Consider the following 17,116-nt stretch of genomic DNA (forward strand, 5'->3'; position numbering starts at 1 on the left):
GTGCTCCCGCTCGCTAGCCTCGAATCATACGCCGCGCAGTGGTCCGCACTGGGGCTCGTCCCCGAAGCCGGCGGAAGGCACGCCCATGGCGTTCAGGATGGTGCACCCCACGCGCTGGAAGGTCTGCGCGCCCGCGTCGACCACACGGCCGCCCGTGGTCATGCCGCTCGCGGGGCCGCCTACGAACACGATCGGTACGTTGTTCAGACTATGGTCGCCGCGTCCGAATTCGTTGGCCCATACGATCAACGTATGATCGAGCATCGTGCCCTCTCCCTCGGGAACGGCGTTCAATTTCGCGGCAAGATATGCCACTTGCGAGGCATAATAGCGATTGACCGCAACGACGCGATCCGTGTTCGTCGGGCTGCTCCCGGCGTCGGAGGTGTCGCTGTGGGCGACGCGTCCGTGAAAGTCCCGATTGAGACCTTCCCACGCGTATCGCCATTTGCCTCCGCCGTAGCCGAATTGCATGGTCGCCACGCGCGTCACGTTGCAGGCGAGGGATGCCGCAATCAGATCGAGCATGGTCGTCGCCATCTCGGGAATCGCACTTTCGTCGTTCAGCAGGAGCGACGGCGTTTGGCTGTAGTCCTTCGACTGCGCGGGCCGGAGCGAACACTTGGCACCAGGGGGCGACTGCCCATCGCGCATGGCCTGCAGCCGGGTCTCGAGATCGCGCACCGACGATAGGTTCAAATCCAGCTTCGCCTGCTCCGCCTGACCAAGCTTGTCTCGAACCGTCTGCAATTGGTCATGAACGGCGCCGAGCGCGGCCATGCGAAGGGAAAGCTTGGTCCGCGCCACTGGGTCGTCGATCTTTGGAAAATCGGAGAACAACGAGACGTAGGCGTCGTACGGGTTCACGATCGGCAGCTTGTGCTGGCCCGGCCCGAGGTAACAGAACGAGCGCCGATGATCGAATCCCGGTTTCGGCTTCGGCTCGACGCTCGACGCGAGAATGGCCAGGTTCAACGACTTGACCTGCCAATGGCGGGCGACAATCTGATCGACCGAAGCGGCTCCTCCCCAGGGCTGTCCGCCGACGTTGAGGAGTTTGGCGCCGGTGAACATGCGGGCAAAGCCCATATCGTGCTCGTTGGCACTCGTTCCATTGGCGTCGCGGGGAATGAAGATCCCTTTGACGGCCATGGTCCGCTTGGCAATCGCGGGATCGCGCACCAGCGGCTCGAGGATCGGAGACGTGAAGGCGGAGCCCGCGGGCCAAAACCGAGACTGCTGCGTTCCATTGTTCTGCATGAGCAGAACGAGGCGTTTCACCGGTGCTGCCTGCGTTTGATCGCTCAAGAGGCGCCGCCCGACAGCCGATACGGAGAGGGCGCTGGCGAGTCCGAGCAGCAACGGTCTGCGATGGATGGTGCGTGCCATGGTCTATTCCTCCGCCTTCGTGCGCTCTCGAAACGCGCGGTCTTCGACGATGCGCAACGCGAGCTCCCCAATGGGGGTCTGCGCGGAAAAGCCTCGCGACAAGTTGCTCAGAGAACCCTGGTCGCGCGCATTCTCGCCGCGGCCCATGGCATATCGAAACATTTGCCGCACGAAGCACTTGTCCATCTGTGCACTTTGGGCAATGCGATCTTCGAGTTGCGCCACGCCGAGGAAGGGCCCATCCGCGTCGCCGCTGTCATGGAGAAATCCCGATGTATCCACGGGCACCCCATCTTCCGAGGTGCGAAGTACGCCGAGCCCATCGAATTGCTCGAAACCGAAACCCACGCCGTCGATCCCTTGGTGGCACGTTTGGCAAAAAGGATTGGCCGTGTGCTGCTCGAATCGCTGGCGCGTCGTCTTTGCGCCGTCGGCGGACGGATTGCGAGGAATGTTCGGCGGGGGCGGACGCGGTGGTATGCAGAGAACGGCGTTGCGAACGAAAATACCGCGTTCGATCGGGTTCGAGTAATCGTATCCCGAATTGACGGTGAGGAATCCGGCGCGCGTCATGATGCCGCTGCGCGTGGCAGGGTCGAGGCTTACCTTTTGAAACGCATTGGCATCGGGATTGGGTGCCGGTAGACCATAGAGTCGAGCCAACCGGCCATCCACGAATGAGACGTTCGACGTGAACAAGTCCTGGAGCGTACCGCCGTTCGCCATGACATCGGCGTAGTCGCGATCGAGCTCCTCACGCATCGATTGGAGAAGCTTGGCGTCGAAGGCAGGATATGCGGCGTGGTCCTTGGTCGTGCCCGAGAGGCGCGTCGTGACCAGCCATCCATCGAGAAAGTGTGCAAGCTGCTCGCGTCCGCGCGGCGTCGCCAGAAGACGCGCCCCTTCGCGTCGCAAGTCGGCGGGGGTCGAAAGAGTCCCATCGCGAGCGGCCTGCAGGAGCGTGTCGTCGGGCATCGAGCCCGTGAGGAAAAAGGAGAGCTCGGAGGCCATTTCGTACGGCGTGAGATGGACCGTCGAGCCGGCAGGCGCGCCGCCGAGTTCCTCTCTGTAAAGGAACCCAGGCGATTGCAGGAGTGCGGAAACGGTGGTCTCGAGTGCCGCGGAAAACCCGCCTCCGATGGTGCGGGCCTCGTCGAAAAGCCGTTCCATGCGTGCTCGCTCGTCGGGCTCGAGCGGCCGCCGAAAGGCACGCGTGGCGAAGCCCTCGAAGAAGGCTCGTTTGCAGGCGGCTTCGCCTTGGACCGTCACCACACATGGCCCCAGCACGCGATCCAAATGCTTCTGCACCGCGACGCCTCCGAGCTCGAAGGCCAGCGACTCGTAAACCTGCTCCTCGTCGGAAATGGTAAGGTTCGCCGGTCCGTTGTCGTAACCGGTGTCGAGCGATTCTCCCGTGAAACGTTTGGGATCGATGTCCTCGCCCAGGAGATCGGCCACGACGCGCGTGTATTCTCTCACACTGAGACGCCGCAGCCGCCGATACGTGCCGACCTCCGTGTCCGACGACGATGGTGGGCCATGGTCATCCTCCGCGCACGCGAGCGCGCTTCCCATGACGGCTACGACCAAGATAAGCCCAGCGCTGGACGGGATCTGCACGGTACCGCGCGCGAGCGCATAGGCCGTACCACAGCCAAATTCGGCCACGGCCGTGGTGATGATGCTGCCGCGTCTATGACAACATTGTCGCGGGCAAATGCCCGATACGTCACATGAGTGACCTTAACGCGAAGTCAGAGAAGGCAGTAGGAACTGCCTATTCGCCCTTCTTTTTCCACTGGCGGCGGTTCTCGTTGACGACGACGTGGGGAACGCCCTCGGGGCCGTCGCGGCGGCATTCGGCGCGGGCGGAGTAGGTGGCGACTTCTTGATCGGTCTCGACGCGGCCTTGAACGTCGACGGTGAACAAGAGGGAGCCTAAGCGAATGCGCTTGTCGCGAGGGGGTGCGGGCGCGTCCAGTGATTGGCTCTTTTCGGTTGCGAGTGCGTCGCTCCGGCCGGCCGATCCCGAATCGTGAGTAGCGGCGAGGCCCAGGCGTTGGACCAACCGCACCAGAGGGGCTGCCTTTTTCGTCTCTTCCGCCATGCCCTCAGGATAGCAGGCCGGCGCGACTAGTCCGCTGGGAAGCGCAGAATGGCGAGCACCGTCTGGGTGTACTGTTCCGCGAACTCGGGGCTGCTCGCCGAGCAACCGGAGAGGCGTCGCACCTGCTCGGGCACCAGGAATGGATAGCTCGCAAGCCCCTGCACGGCGTAGAAGAGCAACGGCACGTCCATCTTGGGAAAGGCCCCCGCGGCCATGGCCACCTCGAGCAGCGGGCGCAGGCGATCCGTCAGCGGGATGATGTGCTTCTCCATGATGTAGGTCGCGTGGCGCCCGCGCTTTGCGTTCTCGATGAGCCAGATGCGCGCCAGCTCGGGCCGCCTCGCCGTGAACAACGTGAACCGGCGTACCAGCGCGCTGGGCGCTTCGAGGTGGGCGCCGTCCGGCAACACGGCCGCGCGAAGCTCGCCGAAGAGCGAATCCAACACGGCGCGAAAGAGCTGCTCTTTGCTGCCAAAATGGTGATGCACCAGCGGCTGCGTCGACTTCGCGCGGCGTGCAATGCCCGCGGTGGTTGCCCCTTCGTAGCCCTTCTCCGAGAACTCGCGGATGGCGGCCTCCAACAGGGCAGGCCGTGCTTTGCCCGGGCGCCCGCGAGGGCGGCCAGGCGGCGCAGAGGACGCTTTCGGCACGGGCGGCACGTTACCACCGCGTCATCGGAGCGTCACCTTGCGTTAATTATTTATTGATCTATAAATAATACACGACGCGAAGGAGAGGCCATGAACGACAAGGTCGACGACATCAGCCGCCGCCAACTTCTCGAGGGCGCACTGCACCTTGGCGCGGTCACCATCGGGGCGTCGGCGCTGGTAGCCTGCGACGCATCGGCATCGGCATCGTCGGAGCCGGCCACCGCGGGCCGAACCACCGCCGTCCTCGAGGACGGAGCGCCGTACCGCGTGGACGTGCACTGTCATCACATCCCGGACTTCTATCGCCTCTCTCTCACACGAATTATTCCAAATTGTACTACGACACCGCCCTTTCGCCGGCGCCGTCGGCGATGAAATCCGTGCGTGAAGTCACCGACGTTTCGCACGTCTTGTTCGCCACCGATTGGCCTTTCAGCGCGGCGCTTTTCTCCTCGTCGGGAAATCCCGCGCCGCAGCTCGCCGAAGCCTTCGACCCGCAGGAGCTTCGGATGGTCGAGCGGACCAATGCCCTGGCGCAATTCCCCAACCTCGTCCCGCAGGAAAAACGATGAGCACTTCCCTCCAGCCAACGTCGCGCACCCTGGCCTTCGGCCGGCGCAAGATCCACGTCAGCGAACTTGGCAAAGGCTTTCCCGTGTTGCTGCTCCACGGCGGCGGCCCCGGCGCATCCGGCATGCCGACATACGTGCGCAACATCGAGACACTCGCGCGGCATTTTCGCGTCGTCGTGCCCGATCTGCAGGGCTACGGCCGCTCGACCAAGGGGGTCGATCGCATGGATCCCTTCGGCGACGAGGCCGACGCGATGCTCGGCTTGATGGACGCCCTCGAGATTCGAAAGGCTCATTTCGTGGGCAACTCGCTGGGTGGCGCCTGCGCGCTGCGGATCGCGCTCGACCATCCCTCGCGCACGGCATCGCTCGTGCTCATGGGACCGGGCGGCGTGAACACCACCCGCTCGCTGCCAACCCGCGGATTGAACGCGCTTCTCGATTTTTATTCCGGAGGGCCCCCCACCCTCGAAAAGGTGCGCTACTTCATCCACGAATACCTCGTATTCGACGCCACGCAGGTGCCGGATTCGCTCATCGAGGAACGATATCGTGCGAGCCTCGATCCGGAAATCATCGCATCGCCACCGCTCCGGCGGCCCAATGGCATTCCGCGTTTGCGCGATCTCGACTTCACCCGAGACCCGCGCCTTCAGGCCTGCGACATCCCGACCCTCGTCCTTTGGGGCACCGAAGACAAAGTGAATCGGCCGAGCGGCGGCAAGGCCCTGCAATCGCGGATGAAGCGATGCGATCTCCATCTTTTCGGGCGCGCGGGCCATTGGGTGCAGTGGGAACGCGCCGCCGAGTTCAATGCCATGACCACGGCCTTTTTCCTCGAGCACACGCCCGCAGGGTCCCCATCATGAGCCTCTTTGGAAAAACGAAAATGGGATATGCCGTCGTGGAATCGAGGCACCTCCCACAATGGCGCACGCTTCTCGAAGAAGGCATTGGCCTGCATGTGACCCACGCCGGTGAAGACGACATCGCCTTTCGCCTGGACGAGCATGCCCGGCGCATCATCGTCCGCCGCGGAGATGCGGAAGACGTCGTCGCCACGGGATGGCAACTCGAGGACGAAGCGGCTTTGGAGGCCGTCGTATCACGCTGTCGCGCGCGGGGCATCACGGTCGCATCCGGCTCGGCGGCCGCTGCCAAGGAGCGCGGTGTGGCATCCTTCGTCACCGTCCAAGGCCCCAAGGGCCTCGCCATCGAGCTTTTCACGAACGCCACCCGCGCAGATGCTCCGCTCGAAATGCTCGCGAGCGGCTTCGTCACGGGCCTGGGAGGAATGGGCCATATCGCGCTCACCACGCGGCTTCCGGACGACGTGGAGCGATTCTGGGGGGAGCTCTTCGACGCGCGCCTGAGCGACCGCGTTGCCCAGCGCATCGCCGGCGTCATGGTGGATATCGCCTTTCTGCGCCTCAACGAGCGCCATCATTCGATTGCCATCGCCGCCACCCGCGGCCTGCGCCTCGACCCGCTGCGCACCAAAGTGCAGCACGTTAACCTGGAGGCCGCATCGATGGACGACATCGAGCGCGCCTTCGCGCGTTGCCGGCAACTCGGCTTCGAGATGGCGCACGAAATCGGGCAGCACCCGAACGACCACCAGATTTCGTTTTACGTCCTCACCCCGTCCGGGTTCGAGCTCGAGCTCGGGTGGAATGCGCGAAAGGTCGACGAAGCCTCGTGGCGGACGGCGTCGTACGACGCGATCAGCTCCTGGGGCCACAAACCGGAGCGCTCCGGTGTGGCCCATCGGCTCGCGGAGAACGCGGGCAATTTCGCACGGGGGCTCCACTCGCTCCTGAATCCCGAATTCGCACCGCTCCGCAAGCCATGAATACCGATGTCGTGATATCCGGGCTCGGCCCCACGGGTCTGGCGCTCGCGCACCTCCTCGGACGGCGCGGGCATCGCGTGGTCGTGCTCGAGCGCGAGCCCGAGTTTTACGGGAACGCGCGCGCCGTTTACACCGACGATGAGTGCATGCGCATCTTTCAATCGGCGGACCTCGCGACCGAGCTCCAATCGAACATGCTGCTCGAGACGCCCTGCCAGTGGGTGGGCCCGCGCGGCGAGATCATGGGGCAATATTTCCCGACGAAGCGGCCCTTCGGCTGGCCGGTGTTGAATTTCTTTTACCAGCCTTATTTGGAAACATCGCTGGCGGAACACTTGGCGCGCTACCCGCAAGTCATCGTGCACCGCGGGCGTGAGCTCACCGGGTTCAGCCAAGATGATGAAGGCGTTACGGTCACCCACGAGGGCGCGGGCGGGGACGCGCATACGATTCGCGCGCGCTACCTGATTGGCGCCGACGGCGGCCGCAGCACAGTGCGAACGCTGCTCGGAATATGCATGACGGGAAAGAATTTCCCCGAGCCGTGGTTGGTCGTCGATATCCAATCGAAGGGAACCGGCAGCGAGGATGGACTCCGCCACCTGCCCTATTTCAATTTCCACTGTGATCCGGCCTGCCCGGCGGTGAGCTGTCCCCAGCCCGATGGCCACCATCGTTTCGAGTTCATGCTGAGGCCGGGCCAGACGAAGGAGGAAATGGAGAAGCCCGAAACGGTGCGCCGTTACCTCTCGCGGTTCGTCGATCCGGACCAATTCGAGGTCAAACGCCGCCTCGTGTATACCTTCAATGCGCTGGTCGCGAATCGGTGGCGGCAAGGTCGGGTGTTCCTGGCCGGCGACGCCGCACACATGACACCGCAATTCATGGGCCAGGGTATGAGCTCGGGCTTGCGCGACGCGTACAATCTCGCGTGGAAGCTCGACGCGGTGTTGCGCGGCAAGGCCGCGGACGCACTCTTGGATACGTACGAAGCCGAGCGACGGCATCACGCCAAGGCGATGATCGATATTTCCGTGCGCATGAAGCAAATGGTCTCTGCCTCCACGCCGTGGGGTTCCGCCATTCGCAATGCGGTGGCCGCCATCATTCGCAAAACGCCTCCCCTGCGCGATTGGGTGCGCCAAGGCGGATTCAAGCCGACCCCCACGTATGCACCGGGATACTTCGGTATCGCGCGCACGCGCCGCGGCGGCCCCGAAGGACGCCTCGTCCCGCAGCCCGAGGTCCGTAGGTTGGACGGCCGCCGTGTGCTGCTCGATCACGTGCTTGGCGAAGGCTTCGCGCTCGTAGGCCTCGGCGTCGATCCGCGGGCGGGGCTGTCCGGTGCATCCTGCGCATTCCTCGACGGCTTGGGTGCGTCGTTCGTCACACTCTTTGGATACGGCGAAAGGCCCCAGGGCCATTGCGGCGTGTCGCGCTCGACGCCCGCAGGATTGACCGAGGTGGAAGATCTCGAGGGGGACATGCTCCGCTGGTGCCGCAAGGCCAGCATGGCGCGTGGCGCAATACTCGTGATTCGCCCGGACAAGTTTCTTTTCGGTGTTGGACACGGCAAAAACGTCGATGACGTGATTGGCGAGTTGCGCACCCGTCTCGGCGCGACACCGGTCCCGAATGCCATCCCCGTACGCGCCGGCGAACGATATAGTCCGCAGCATGGGGAAACCGTTCGACAGCACTGACGAAAGAATACAGTCGTTCTTCATCCCGACGGTGGTGGCGTACGTGCGTGCGTTGGGTGGAAATGCCGAGGCGCTCGAACGGAAATTTGGCATTCCCGCAGGCCTTCCGATGCACGAGGGCATCCTCGCGCCATTCCATTTGATTCGCGATGTGAGCGAAGACGCCGCGGAGTTGCTCGGCGATCCATTTCTCGGGCTTCATTTGGCGCTCGCGCACAAACGAGGCAGCTATGGGCCTCCGAGCGCGCCCACGCGTTGTGCTTGGGTCGTCGAATTTGCCGCCCGCAGTGCACCCACGCTGGGTGCGGCCATCTTGCGGTTCGCGCGATACCAGCACCTGGTCAACAACTTGAGGCCGTTCGTCATCGAATCGGGAACCGACGATCTCGTCATTCACCATCGACATGGCATTGGTCGCCAACTGCACGAGTTTACGCTTGCACTCGTATTGAACATGATGCGGGAATTCTCCTCGCAAGACATTCATCCCCACCGCGTGGGCTTCATCCATTCACGCCCCACGGACATATCCGAATTGGTGCAATTCTTCGGGACCGAACGGATCGACTTCGGCCAAGAGGCGAACACGCTCGTCTTTGCCGCTCGTATCGCCGAATTGCCCATTCAGCCGATGGATGAAGACCTTTTGGCCCTTCTCGACAGCTTCGTGCAGCGTGATGCGTCGCCGACGAACGGCAAGGACGATCCCATCGCCCCCGTCCGGCGCTATGTGCACGAGGCGCTTCGGGATGGCACCCCGTCGGTGGAGCGAGCGGCCGCCGTCGTTCGGACGAGTGTGCGCACACTCCAGAGGCGCCTCGACGAAGCGGGAACCACGTTCAACAAGCTCGTCGACGAGGTGCGCCGCGCACTCGCACTTCAATATTTGCAAAACGCGGAATTGAGCGTCAGCGAAGTCGCCTTCCTCATCGGCTATTCCGATGTGCGCCCCTTTGCGCGCGCATTCCGCCGCTGGACAGGCAGCACCCCTGGCGAATATCGCGCTTCGTTCGACGCCACCGCATCGCGCTGAATCACACGGCCGTACATCACTGCGGCGATGTACGGCGTTGCGGGAACATCGTCGCGGACGACGGCCGAAGTCGGCCATCGAATACGCACCTCACGCGCCTTGACGTCCGCGAGAATACTGATTTAGGGTTCTTCGAATTTCAAACTTCACAAAGGGAAATTCGACGAATGCGCAGCCATGAACGGTCCCGCGACCGGGGCCTGGGGACCATCGCACGGCGGTCCTTCGTCCAAGGCGTGACAGCCGCCATCGTGATCGGTTTCGACCCGACGCGACGTACCTGGATTGCCGACGCAGAAGCCGCGCCATCCTCCCTCTCGCGCATACCCCCACTCGATGGCGTGCTGCGGATGGATCCGGCGTCGCTCGCAAAGGCGGCCGACGACTTTGGGCATACGATTCATCGCCAATCCGTGGCGCTGCTCGAGCCAGGATCGGTGGACGACATCGTCAAGATGGTGCGCTACGTGCGCCGCCACGGATTGACCATTGCAAACCGTGGCCGCGGACATGCCACCTACGGTCAGGCGCAAACCCAAGGCGGAATCGTCGTGGATTCGAGCAAACTCGCGGCCATTCATCGCGTGGATTCCGACCGCATGGTGGTCGATGCCGGTGCAAGCTGGCGCAATGTCATGCACGCGGCACTCGCCCGCGGATCGACACCGCCCGTATTCACGGACTATCTCGATCTCTCGGTGGGGGGCACGCTCTCCGGGGGCGGCGTCGGCGGTGCCTCGCATCGCCATGGCTGCCAGATCGACAACGTGCTCGAGCTGGAGGTCGTCACGGGCGAGGGCGAGCGCATCACATGCTCGGCATCGCGTCATGCGTCGCTCTTCAACTCCGTACTCGGTGGACTCGGCCAATTCGCCCTTATCGTGCGCGCCACGTTGCGGTTGGTGCCCGCGTGCGCCTTGGCCCGTGTCTACGAGCTCGAATATGCCGATCTCGCAAGCTTCACGAAGGACGCGACCGCGTTGGCGCTCGACGAGCGCTTCGATCACCTCGAGGGCCAGGCAAGCCCGAAGCCGGACGGCGGATGGACGTGGACGCTCACGGCCGCGAGCTACTTCACGCCCCCGCATCGTCCCAACGATGCCGCACTCCTCGCGGGGCTCTCGCACGACCCATCGTCGTCGTCGGTGCACGATCTCGCCTACCAGGAATTTCTCGAGCGGATCGATCCCCTCATCCAGCGTCAGAAAGACCTGGGCATCTGGGAATATCCCCACCCCTGGTATGACGTTTTCGTTCCGGCGTCAGTGACGAATCGCTACGTCGGAGGCATTCTCGATACGCTCACGGTGGACGATACCGGCAATGGTCCGGTTCTTCTCTATCCGTTGCGACGTAGCAAGCTACGGCGTCCTTTCTTCAGCGTGCCCGCCGAAGAAGTCTTTTTCCTCTTCGACGTCTTACGGACGACATCGCCCGATCCCGTGCGGGTGCGGGCTCACCTGCGGGCCAATCGTCGAATGTACGATGCCGGTCGCGCACTCGGCGCAACACGGTATTGCATTGGCTCACTCGACTTCTCGCAGGCGGATTGGCGGCAGCACTTCGGATTCTGGTGGCCCGCCTTCGCATTCGCCAAAAATGCGTTCGACCCGGATCGGGTGCTCACGCCGGGACAGGGCATTTTTCTCTGATCACGCGCTCATGGCGGCGGGCACGCTCTCGATGCGGGGCGGTTGCTGCACACCGTAAAGCTCGGCGGCGAAATACACCGTCAGGTGCAGTGGCTGTCGTCCCGTACGCAGGGACACGTAGGTGTGGAGCCCTCGGCCGCTGCCAAGTGGTCTTTGCGAAACGGCGGAAAGCGCGCGTTCGTACGCGGTCGTGGGGAGGCCGCGCGCGCGGAAGTATCTCAAAATACGATCGCGGGCGACCTCATCGTCTTGCACATAGGCCGCCATGGGCACCTGAATGGTCACATCCGACGGATTCGGATCCGTACCGGTGAAGGCGAAATAGACGCAGACGGCTCGGTCCACGTACGGGCCCGTGGAGCCGGTCATGGCCCGGCAAAACTCCGTGACCTCGCCCGGAACGTAGGATTTGCGCAGCGACGCAAGGCGCTCGAGATCCCACGCGGTCGCCCCCGCCGGATAGACATACACCTTGGTCCGCGCGCGCGCCGGCTCCACCAGGTCGAGCGAGAAGTAGCGAATTTCATCGCCTGAAAGCTCATGGTCCCAAAACGATGAACGCACGTTGGACCATGCCCCGCGAAGGCCAAGACGCTCCAACGCCGTCTGGACGACAACTTCGGCATGTTCGGGGCCTCGAATCTGCGGATTCAAGTATGCCTTCACGAACATTGGACCCGAGGAAATGGAGGCCGCATGCCATAGCGCAAAAGGTGCGTGGGGAACCTCCGGCAAGAAGAGATCCCGCACCCTTTCGAAGGCATGCCCATCGGCCCCGTACTCCATCGCCGCGCTCTGCACACCGAGGCACGCGTCTCGCACCGCTGGAAATCGGCCTGTCTCCGACTGCGCCTCCACCAAGAGGCGAATCCGTGGCCGTCCCGCAACGAACGATACGGAGAACTCGAAGGGCGCATGGTCCTGGCCAATGTGCGATAACCATTGAGGGCGCTGCGGTACTTCGATGTTCCCCCACGTTCTCATTAAGACATCCACGGGAGCACGAGCGCTGATGGGCAAATCTTCGTCGTTGACCGCGCGCCAAAGCGTGCCTAGTCGTTCCGATACGAGATCCACGAATTTCGGGGAAGTGCTCTGATTCGATACGTTCGCCATGGGTGAATGACTCCAGCCCCCAAAGACACGTTGTCCCCCGCACATTCATCTGCACAAAAATCCGGCATCGCGGAATGCGACCCCTCTTAAGCCAATAAGGTGTCAGCGGAATGCAAAAAGTATTCGAGCACCTCGACCGCCGCATCGATACATACGAAAAGCTTCCTCTTTATACTTACCTCTCGGACTCACGCATTGCGCCGGAGGAGCGGCTGGCATTTGCGCCGGCCATTGCGCATTTCGTCATGAGTTTCTCGGATCTGTACGCATTTGCGCTACGCGAAGAACCAGCGCGGGACCGGTTCCAGGAAATCGTGAATGCGCATACGTACGAGGACGGCGGACACTGGAAGTGGTTCTTGGCCGATCTCGGGCAGCTCGGGCTGGATCCGAGCGTGCGACTCAGCGAGGCCCTCCGATTCGTGTGGGACGACGCGACCATCCAGCAGCGCATGCTCACATATCACATGTTCCGCTTGAGTCTACGTGCGAGCTCCCTGGAGCGACTCATTCTGGTTCATTGCATTGAAGCAACGGGCAAAGTGTCGCTTGGCTCCGCATCGACGGCAGGCCGCGAGCTCGCCCAACGCACGCGACGAAAGCTCGTTTATCTGGGTCCGCACCATGTCGAAACGGAGAGCCAACACACGCTCGAGGAGGATGCGGTACGCCACTCTCTGAATGGAGTGGTCCTCGAGGACGCCGTACGCGCCAAATTGTGCGCGCTCGTCGACGAAACCTTCGATGCCTTTACGGCGTTTGCCGAGGAATTGTTCGCATGGATCCGTGCACGCGGCGCGGATCGAAAGGGGGGGGCCGATGCGGATGCGGATAAGGTCACAATCGACCAATCTGGTTAGCGCCGTCATTGCTAGCCTAAGGCAGTATCGGAGGCCTCCTCGGCGGTGGACTTTGTCCTATCTTCTGCCGGAGTGATCGAGGCCGTCATGGATCTTTCTTACGATCCCGAGGACAACATTCTGTTCGTCTCGCACACCAAGCCGGTGCACCTCGCGTCCGAACAGCAGATCCAAGCGTATTTCGATGAAGTCGTCGCCTTCTGGCGAGCGAAGTGCAAATCGAAAAGGGTCTATTTCGTCATCGAGTACGACGGACTGACCGTCGATGTAAACCTCAAGGAAACGTACGCCAAGCAAGTCGCCCGGGGTGTCCGCGACTGCGCCATCACCATCGTCCGATACGGCGGCGAACCTCTGCAGCGCACGGTTGCCCGACTCGTCGGAATTCAGCTTCACGTGCCCTCGAACGTGTACCGTTCGCGCCACGAAGCCATCGCCGTGGTGCGAGGCCTCCGCGCCAAAGAGTCGCGCTGACCGGCGGTTCCTTGTAGTCTGCGCCAAATGCGCCGCATCATGTACATCGAGAACAAAGAGGGCGGCCTCGATGGCCAAGGGCGCATTGGATGGGTCGAGTTCTCGCGCACGCGACGGACGCTCTACTACGGAGGGCGCCGTCTGACGAAGACGGGAAGCGGTTACAAATACAACTGCATCGACGAAGAAACGCGGGAGCGATTCTGGGTCTCCGGCCCGAGCCAGCATGGGGCGGACAAGCTCCATGGCGGGGTCGTCGAGATCGACGAAGACGCCCGTGTCGAATATTGGACCGCGATTCGCAACGAGCCATCCCGGGTGGCGGACACGGCATATCGCTCGACCCCGTCCACGCGAACCGGCAAGGTCACGCGGCAAACTGGGCGTCGCGAAGCATCGTGATGCATCAACGGATATCGACGAACACGGCGCTCGGAGCGCCCCAATTTCCTTGGGCGTCCTGGCCTTCGACCAGCACGATGTGCCGGCCGCTGGACCATCCGGTGGTGTCGAGGGTCGCTGTTACCTTTTCGAGCTTCGCATTGAATGCACCGTCGGCCGATTTCATCGCGATGGCGATCTCTCCCGACCACGATGGGCCATCCACGGTGAAACGTGCGGCCGCGATTCTCTGCGTGGGCTCTGGGCCCGTGTAGCGTGTGTCGTCCGCCGTGGCGGTCAGCGTTATGGAAGCTCCCGCAACCACCGAGTTGGGTGATGCGGTGACCTGAACGACGTCGGGTCCTGACGGCGTTTGATACGGCCGGCGCGCGACTTTGAAGGCATAGAGAAGCGCTTTCAGATTCCCGGGGGCGACGCTCTGCTCGTATGTCGCGCACTTCTCGAAGAAGTCGCTTCCCATTTCGAACGTGTACGACGCGATTCCAAGTTCTCCATACGACCAATCGTCCGTGCTGCCACTGTCGATGTATAGACAGCCACGGGCACCGGTTTGGCAGGCGCTATAGCCACTCAGGTATCCCAACTTGCGCCCCAAGGTCGCGAGCTGAACAGCGTTGGGCGGTGCCGACGAACTCCAGGCCCAGGGATATAGAATCTTCTGACCAAAGCTATGCAATGTGACGAGCACGCCGTTGGCCGTGCTCGGGGCGGCATCGCCGATCTTGGGGCCCCTTTGATCGGCAAAAATGGACGCGACGTATCGTTGGATGCCGTTCGTCTCCGGCTCCGAGGCTGCACTTGGCCCGCGGTAGAACTCGTCACAAGGATCGGCACTGGAGCCGCTGCCATTGAACTTGAAAGAGCCATTGCGATTCAAGTCGACGCCATACTGATTGTCATCGGCAGGCGGATCGGAACAGCGAACACCATTTCCGTCATTCGCGTTCTTTCGTTGGTAATACCCTTGTTCGGCGATCTTCCGCCCATCCGGGTTCGCCTGCGGCAGCACGTGCAATTCGTGATGATCGAGCAGCCACGTGACGTCGGGATCCACGCCGTAGCCTCTGGCCATCTGTTCGGCAAATCGCATGGCGGTTTCGGCGGTCGTGTACTCGCGCGGGTGAAGACCGCCCATCACGAAGAGCGCGGGTTTCGGCGTGGAAATGGCACGGTTCGTCAGCGTGAGGACCAAAAGGTCATATCCTCCGCGCCCGGCTTTCTTCTCCCAACTCGGACCGATGCTCGTCACCTTTCCAAGGTGCGGATACTCCGATGCGATCCGCTGCAGTGCCGAGTGCGTCTCCTCCACGGTGCGGTAACACGGATAGCCTGCAATGGCCGTCGATTCGGTGTTCGCGCGCAGCTGCATGCGTGCGGTTCGCGTTTCGCGTCGAACGATGTCCACTCGGTGGCCACTCGCTACGAGGGCCTCGTATTTCGAAGGCTCGTCGATGAGCACCGAGACCCATCCTGCTTCGCCGTCCACCTGCTCGAGCGCATCGTAGGATTGCACCAACTGCTGCAAATCGGCCTCGTCCTTGTAATGGACATGGGTGAACAGCTTTTCCCCCGATGCGGGAGGCTCCGCGTCGGAGGATGATACGGCGTCACTCGAACAGCCCGCCGCTCCGCCATACGCCAATAGGACGACCGCCGAGATCGAAACGAGGATTCGCCGGACAGACGGCGAAGTACACCATGCCGATTTCATCGATGCGCCCTCGGTTGCCCGCCTCTACAAGCCGCGTATTCCAGAAGGACGGGGTGAGTTTAGCACGGAGGGCCTATTCATTTGACGAATCCAAATAGCCATTTCGTCATTTCGCCCTGGCGTCGAGCTCAGCGCTCGTTCGACGGCTTGTCATGGCTGACCCGGCGGTGTACGGGGATAGGGATCTTCCGCTTCCCCGGGAGGACGAGGCGAGTGCTCACTGTGCCGTTGGTGTTCAAATCACGACATCGACGCGGTCGAGAAGCACTTGGTCCCAGCGCCGAACGCGATGGTGATATTTATGTGGAGAAAGCGAGGTCCTCGTGGCGACTAACATCGGCTGGTTTGCCGTACGTACTGGTGCAGATCTCGTCCCCGTGCTGAAGAAGTTGCGCCAGCGCGCAGCGAAGGATGACATCCCCGATGGGTTTCGCATTGCCGCGGGCGAGGAACCGGCCAAGCCGACGGGACTCGAAGCCTTCAAAGCGTTTTTCAAGAGGGCGTCGCCCACGCCTGTGTTCACCAGCGCAATGCTCATCGGCTGGACATTTGCCGCCGCACCGCAATGGGCCCAAGCCGTGTCCCAGGAGCTCGGATGCGTAGCCGTATCGTTCTTCGTATTCGAGGGGACTTGGAATTACGCCATCTTCGATTCGGGGGTCGAAGTTGCCGCCATGGAGGTGTACTCGCTGCCGAGGCCCGTCCTATATGGCGATATCGAACGCGCCGCTTCCTTGTTGGGCGTCGATACTGCTCTATTTCGCCGTTATGAAGACGCGCTCCAGTCGGCCGTCGTCGAAGGTGACGCCGACGATGGTGCCGAAGAGCCATCGCCTTTTCCCGGAGACGAGTACCCGCCCCACGACGAGTGGGCCCATGTCGACTTCGCACGACGTCTGGGCGACATTCCATATCCCGGAGAAGGACTCGAGTTTCATTGGGACGAAGGCGCCCCTCCCGTCAACAACGCCTCCTGGGTCGGGCTCCCCGCGCGCCTGCCGACGCCAGTGTGATATGCCTCATATCGAAGTACGCAGCGTCCGGATCGAGCCCGCAGATCCCGTGAGCGCCGCTCTTGCCGTGAGACGCGGGCGAAGGGCATGATGTCGCATGCCGAACCTCAGCGACTTGGTCCTTCTCGCCCGCGAGCACATCCCCCCGAGGCTCCTCGCGGAGGTCGTCGTTATGGGTAGCGCGGCCATCGCTTTGCACGGAGTCGACCTGGGCCGCGCGCCAGGGGATATCGATTTGTTCGTATCCGTATCGACCTTGGATGCCTGGCCCTCGGAGGGCTTCACCCGCGGCACGAAACACGGCATTCCAAGAATCACCGCGGACGCGACCGATCTCCTGGAGATCTTTGCGACATTCCCCGGTGTCGCTTTCGACGCGGTCAACAGCCGCGCCGGCGCAACACCGATCTCGCATGGCTTACGCGTCGCAGCCCTCGACGATTTGCTCACGTGGAAACGCGCCCAGGCTCGACTCCGCGCCGACGCTGCAGGCCGCACGAAAGACGAGAACGACATTCGAGCGATGGAGGCTTACCAAGGTGGAGTCTCGTTCCCGAGGCGCTCCTGACTTACCGTCTG

Annotated in this window: 18 protein-coding genes; 12 read left to right on the forward strand and 6 right to left on the reverse strand. The window is 62.6% G+C overall.

Annotated features, from left to right (window positions below; all coding sequences use genetic code 11):
* Positions 1-24: 24 nt before the first annotated feature.
* From LZC95_32430 to LZC95_32445, 4 genes are all read right to left on the reverse strand, one after another.
* A complete protein-coding gene (locus LZC95_32430) occupies positions 25-1,389 on the reverse strand; it encodes a DUF1552 domain-containing protein (protein WXA91150.1) in 1,365 nt (454 codons plus the stop codon).
* 3 nt (positions 1,390-1,392) lie between these two features.
* A complete protein-coding gene (locus tag LZC95_32435; protein WXA91151.1) occupies positions 1,393-3,057 on the reverse strand; it encodes a DUF1592 domain-containing protein in 1,665 nt (554 codons plus the stop codon).
* A gap of 109 nt (positions 3,058-3,166) precedes the next feature.
* Positions 3,167-3,496 (reverse strand): hypothetical protein, encoded by a 330-nt coding sequence (locus LZC95_32440; GenBank protein ID WXA91152.1) that lies wholly within the window; start codon positions 3,494-3,496, stop codon positions 3,167-3,169.
* A gap of 26 nt (positions 3,497-3,522) precedes the next feature.
* Positions 3,523-4,146, reverse strand: coding sequence for a TetR family transcriptional regulator (locus tag LZC95_32445; GenBank protein ID WXA91153.1), 624 nt, complete (start codon positions 4,144-4,146; stop codon positions 3,523-3,525).
* A gap of 90 nt (positions 4,147-4,236) precedes the next feature.
* On the opposite strand from LZC95_32445, the gene LZC95_32450 reads away from it, so the two are divergent.
* The 7 genes from LZC95_32450 (at position 4,237) to LZC95_32480 (ending at position 10,961) form a co-directional block, all read left to right on the forward strand.
* Positions 4,237-4,524 (forward strand): hypothetical protein, encoded by a 288-nt coding sequence (locus LZC95_32450; protein WXA91154.1) that lies wholly within the window; start codon positions 4,237-4,239, stop codon positions 4,522-4,524.
* A complete protein-coding gene (locus LZC95_32455; GenBank protein WXA91155.1) occupies positions 4,482-4,721 on the forward strand; it encodes an amidohydrolase in 240 nt (79 codons plus the stop codon). Before LZC95_32450 ends, LZC95_32455 begins: the two co-directional genes overlap by 43 nt.
* Positions 4,718-5,590 carry an alpha/beta fold hydrolase gene (locus LZC95_32460; protein WXA91156.1) on the forward strand — a complete coding sequence of 291 codons (873 nt, stop codon included), beginning with the start codon at positions 4,718-4,720 and terminating at the stop codon, positions 5,588-5,590. The genes LZC95_32455 and LZC95_32460 overlap by 4 nt, the downstream gene beginning before the upstream one ends.
* Entirely contained in the window at positions 5,587-6,573 is a 987-nt protein-coding gene (locus LZC95_32465; protein WXA91157.1) for a VOC family protein, read from the forward strand. The genes LZC95_32460 and LZC95_32465 overlap by 4 nt, the downstream gene beginning before the upstream one ends.
* Positions 6,570-8,276 (forward strand): bifunctional 3-(3-hydroxy-phenyl)propionate/3-hydroxycinnamic acid hydroxylase, encoded by a 1,707-nt coding sequence (locus LZC95_32470; GenBank protein ID WXA91158.1) that lies wholly within the window; start codon positions 6,570-6,572, stop codon positions 8,274-8,276. Before LZC95_32465 ends, LZC95_32470 begins: the two co-directional genes overlap by 4 nt.
* Complete coding sequence (locus LZC95_32475; protein ID WXA91159.1) at positions 8,251-9,309, forward strand: AraC family transcriptional regulator; 1,059 nt, start codon at positions 8,251-8,253, stop codon at positions 9,307-9,309. The genes LZC95_32470 and LZC95_32475 overlap by 26 nt, the downstream gene beginning before the upstream one ends.
* Before the next feature lie 167 nt (positions 9,310-9,476).
* Positions 9,477-10,961, forward strand: a complete 1,485-nt coding sequence (locus LZC95_32480; protein ID WXA91160.1) for an FAD-binding protein — start codon at positions 9,477-9,479, stop codon at positions 10,959-10,961.
* On the opposite strand, the gene LZC95_32485 is transcribed toward LZC95_32480, so the two are convergent.
* The gene (locus LZC95_32485) at positions 10,962-11,945 is read right to left on the reverse strand and encodes a hypothetical protein (protein WXA91161.1); all 984 of its coding nucleotides are present in this window, start codon (positions 11,943-11,945) and stop codon (positions 10,962-10,964) included.
* A 242-nt stretch (positions 11,946-12,187) separates the two neighbouring features.
* Between LZC95_32485 and LZC95_32490 the strand changes: the two genes are divergently transcribed.
* The 3 genes from LZC95_32490 (at position 12,188) to LZC95_32500 (ending at position 13,813) form a co-directional block, all read left to right on the forward strand.
* Positions 12,188-12,937, forward strand: coding sequence for a hypothetical protein (locus tag LZC95_32490; GenBank protein ID WXA91162.1), 750 nt, complete (start codon positions 12,188-12,190; stop codon positions 12,935-12,937).
* A gap of 87 nt (positions 12,938-13,024) precedes the next feature.
* Positions 13,025-13,411 (forward strand): hypothetical protein, encoded by a 387-nt coding sequence (locus LZC95_32495; protein WXA91163.1) that lies wholly within the window; start codon positions 13,025-13,027, stop codon positions 13,409-13,411.
* Between the two features lie 27 nt (positions 13,412-13,438).
* On the forward strand, positions 13,439-13,813 hold the full coding sequence (locus LZC95_32500) for a hypothetical protein (protein WXA91164.1): 375 nt from the start codon (positions 13,439-13,441) through the stop codon (positions 13,811-13,813).
* A 4-nt stretch (positions 13,814-13,817) separates the two neighbouring features.
* Here the strand turns inward: LZC95_32500 and LZC95_32505 are convergent, their stop codons facing one another.
* A complete protein-coding gene (locus LZC95_32505; GenBank protein ID WXA91165.1) occupies positions 13,818-15,524 on the reverse strand; it encodes a peptidase M14 in 1,707 nt (568 codons plus the stop codon).
* Positions 15,525-15,847: 323 nt separating this feature from the next.
* On the opposite strand from LZC95_32505, the gene LZC95_32510 reads away from it, so the two are divergent.
* Entirely contained in the window at positions 15,848-16,537 is a 690-nt protein-coding gene (locus LZC95_32510; protein ID WXA91166.1) for a hypothetical protein, read from the forward strand.
* Positions 16,538-16,634: 97 nt separating this feature from the next.
* A complete protein-coding gene (locus LZC95_32515) occupies positions 16,635-17,105 on the forward strand; it encodes a hypothetical protein (GenBank protein WXA91167.1) in 471 nt (156 codons plus the stop codon).
* Positions 17,106-17,116 lie beyond the last annotated feature (11 nt).

The sequence above is a fragment of the Sorangiineae bacterium MSr12523 genome, assembly GCA_037157775.1.
Classification (GTDB): Bacteria; Myxococcota_A; Polyangia; order Polyangiales; family Polyangiaceae; genus Pendulispora; species Pendulispora brunnea.

Excerpts from the sequence above, each read along its gene's own strand:
- LZC95_32490 (WXA91162.1), top strand. The coding sequence starts at position 12,188 with ATGCAAAAAGTATTCGAGCACCTCGACCGCCGCATCGATACATACGAA.
- LZC95_32450 (WXA91154.1), top strand. The coding sequence starts at position 4,237 with ATGAACGACAAGGTCGACGACATCAGCCGCCGCCAACTTCTCGAGGGC.
- LZC95_32430 (WXA91150.1), bottom strand. The coding sequence starts at position 1,389 with ATGGCACGCACCATCCATCGCAGACCGTTGCTGCTCGGACTCGCCAGC.
- LZC95_32440 (WXA91152.1), bottom strand. The coding sequence starts at position 3,496 with ATGGCGGAAGAGACGAAAAAGGCAGCCCCTCTGGTGCGGTTGGTCCAA.
- LZC95_32500 (WXA91164.1), top strand. The coding sequence starts at position 13,439 with ATGCGCCGCATCATGTACATCGAGAACAAAGAGGGCGGCCTCGATGGC.
- LZC95_32495 (WXA91163.1), top strand. The coding sequence starts at position 13,025 with ATGGATCTTTCTTACGATCCCGAGGACAACATTCTGTTCGTCTCGCAC.
- LZC95_32505 (WXA91165.1), bottom strand. The coding sequence starts at position 15,524 with ATGAAATCGGCATGGTGTACTTCGCCGTCTGTCCGGCGAATCCTCGTT.
- LZC95_32470 (WXA91158.1), top strand. The coding sequence starts at position 6,570 with ATGAATACCGATGTCGTGATATCCGGGCTCGGCCCCACGGGTCTGGCG.
- LZC95_32465 (WXA91157.1), top strand. The coding sequence starts at position 5,587 with ATGAGCCTCTTTGGAAAAACGAAAATGGGATATGCCGTCGTGGAATCG.
- LZC95_32480 (WXA91160.1), top strand. The coding sequence starts at position 9,477 with ATGCGCAGCCATGAACGGTCCCGCGACCGGGGCCTGGGGACCATCGCA.
- LZC95_32485 (WXA91161.1), bottom strand. The coding sequence starts at position 11,945 with ATGAGAACGTGGGGGAACATCGAAGTACCGCAGCGCCCTCAATGGTTA.
- LZC95_32515 (WXA91167.1), top strand. The coding sequence starts at position 16,635 with ATGCCGAACCTCAGCGACTTGGTCCTTCTCGCCCGCGAGCACATCCCC.
- LZC95_32475 (WXA91159.1), top strand. The coding sequence starts at position 8,251 with ATGGGGAAACCGTTCGACAGCACTGACGAAAGAATACAGTCGTTCTTC.
- LZC95_32460 (WXA91156.1), top strand. The coding sequence starts at position 4,718 with ATGAGCACTTCCCTCCAGCCAACGTCGCGCACCCTGGCCTTCGGCCGG.